General features: G+C 57.1%; 1 protein-coding gene. It reads right to left on the bottom strand.

Features of this window, described 5'->3' with window-relative positions; genetic code table 11:
* Nucleotides 1-260: 260 nt before the first annotated feature.
* Nucleotides 261-2,411 carry a TonB-dependent receptor gene (locus OP495_RS17090; RefSeq protein ID WP_280570944.1) on the bottom strand — a complete coding sequence of 717 codons (2,151 nt, stop codon included), beginning with the start codon at nucleotides 2,409-2,411 and terminating at the stop codon, nucleotides 261-263.
* Between the last annotated feature and the right edge of the window lie 216 nt (nucleotides 2,412-2,627).

The following is a 2,627-nucleotide window of genomic DNA, read 5'->3' as shown; positions in this document are numbered from 1 at the left end:
TGGATACTCACTTGATGGGAGCAGAGAAGGCATCGCCCTCGCATAACGCGAATCAGGAATGCGTCATGGAGTGGAGTAAAATGATGGCATGCTGCAAAGTTTAATGCAAAGCATTATCAAATGCGATTTTTTTCGATAAGGCGGCCTCGAGTTAGAGGCTGGCGCGTCTGTGCCGCGCTTTTCGGAAAATACGATACGCCACGAAAAGCGGCGCCATGGAGGCGCCGCTCAACAAGCCCGATCAACCAGATGTTTTTTGCTTAGAAGTCGAGCTGGTAGCTCAAGGTGAAAGTGCGTCCCCGGCCCTTGAAGTAATACTCGTCGCTGACCCTCGCTGCCTGGGAATAATAGGTGAAGTAGTCCTCGTCGGTGAGGTTTTCCACGCCCAGGCTGGTACGGCCCACTGGCAGGCTATAAGCCAGCGAGGCGTCGATCAGGCCGTAGCCGTCGAATTCGAGCTCGGGGTCGTCGACGCTGCGGTCGAAGTAGCGGCTGTACTGCAGGTGCGAGGAGAGTTTTTCGTTCCAGGCGGCGCTCCAGGCCAGCTTGAGAGTGTCCGGCGCAATGTTGATGCCGGTCAGCTTAGTATCCACGCTGCCGTCGCCGTCTTGGTCCGACTTGCCCTCGGCGTGGGTGTAGGTAAGTCGCAAGTTGTGAGCGTCATTCACCTGGGCATCGCCGGTGATCTCGTAGCCTTGGATTTCGGTCTTTTCACGGTTAACGACCCAGGTGCCGTTTTCCTCGGAGAGGCGGTCGCCATAGTCGGAGTCCGATTCATAGTAGCTCAGCTCAAGGCCATAGCGATCCCAGTCGAAGCGCATGCCGATCTCGCGGTTTTTGGTGACGAGAGGCTGCAGCGTCAGCAGAGAGTCGACACCCTGACCGGGCGTATCGAGGCCACGCAGTACCCGGCCTACATCGGGCATGCCGAAGCCTTCGGAATAGTTGGCATAGACCTGTGCCCAGTCGGTGGCCTGATAGACGATGCCCGCATTATAGAGCGTCTCGTTGAAGTCGGGCTTGCCACCTTCGACGCTGACGTTGTCTTGAGTCACGTTGCTGCGATCGATGGTCGAAAAGTCGTCGACTTCTAGCTCGGCATATTCCTGGCGAACCCCAGCATGCAAGCTGAGCGCATCGGTCAGGGAGTAGTCCCCTTGGAGGAACATTGCTGCATTGCGGAAGCGAGTTTCCGGCACATAAGTGCGATCGGTTTGGACCAGCATCTGGCGGGTATCATCCTGCAGCAGGTCGATACCAGTAGTCAGCTTGAGGCGATCGTCGAGCAGGCCATCGCGGCTTAAAGTGAACTTGGCGCCGAGCTTGTTGGACTCGTTGCGTGTCTGGTCATAGCGGGTATTGCCCGCGTCGTCCGTGTAGGGGAATGAGCCGGAACTGACACCGAACTGGGCGCGAAAACGCTGGGTATAGAGCTGGGCATTCAACTCATTGCCAAGCCAGTCACGGTTCTCGTAGGACAACTGGGCAGTGGTGACCTTGTTATAACTGGGATCGCCATCCGGATCTCCCTTGCGTGCGGTGGTGGCAACGCCGGCGTCACGATCGCCGGCCACTGGTACGTAGTCACCTTCGCCTTCGAGCTCGAAGCGATTGATCAACACTTCGACATTCTGGTTGTCGTCGATCCAATAAGCCGCCTTGGCCATCAAGTCATAGCTCTCGGAGTTCTGCGACTCGCCGGGATAGGCAATGCCTACTTCGTCATCGTTGCCGTCGTAGAAGACACCGCGTTTATGGCGACTAGCGGCGAACATATAGTCCCAATCGCTGGTCTGGCCGCTGAGACGGTAGTCCAGTTTGTGGCCGAAACCTTCCGACTCGAAATCGTCGTCACTGGTCAAGCTGACGCCGACATGCTGGCTTACCCCGGCGCCTTCGGGGCGCTTGGTCACGTAGTTGATGATGCCGCCGGTCGCGCCGAGGCCTTGTTCGGCGTTGGCGCCATGAATAACTTCGATGCGCTCGACCATGGAAAGATCGATGGTGTAGCTGTCGCGGCTGCCATTACGCAGCGGGTTGGACTGTGGCACGCCGTCGATCATGAAAAGGGCTGAACGACCGCGGAAGGTTTCGCCTGCATTGGATAGCTTTTGACGGCTGGGCGAGTAGGAGGGGATTAGGTTGCTAAGTACCTGGCCGGGATCCTGTGTGATCGCCAGTTGCTGCTCGATCTGCTCGCGGTTGATGACGGTGACCCTCTGCGGGGTCTCGCCTTCGCTGCTGCGATTGCGGGTCGCGGTGATGACCAGTGGATCTAGCCCCTGGTCGTTGGAATCTTGCGATTCTGTGCTCGTGGAGGCTTGGGCCAGTGCCGTGGCCGGCAGAGCAGAGACGAGCACCAATGGGAGCAGTGAGAGCTGCCTATGTCGTGGTCGTTGGAAGGCTTGCATGGTAACCGATATCCCCTTGCTGGATGTGACGTGATGATTTGCTGTTATGGGTTTTGAATCTTTATGCTAATGATAATTCTTTTTATTTGCAATATAGATGCATCGCATGATCCGGGGAGGAGGGGCGTCATGCCACGTTTTCTCTTGGGGAATTTCGACGCCTTGGCTGCGGCACAGTGGCACGATCGAGAGCTTATACAGGCAATGCGCGAAGGG

Origin of the sequence: Chromohalobacter sp. 296-RDG, assembly GCF_029889885.1 — a bacterium.
Taxonomy (GTDB): Bacteria; Pseudomonadota; Gammaproteobacteria; order Pseudomonadales; family Halomonadaceae; genus Chromohalobacter.
This window is presented reverse-complemented; position numbering and strand designations above follow the sequence as displayed.

Excerpts from the sequence above, each read along its gene's own strand:
- OP495_RS17090 (WP_280570944.1), bottom strand. The coding sequence starts at position 2,411 with ATGCAAGCCTTCCAACGACCACGACATAGGCAGCTCTCACTGCTCCCA.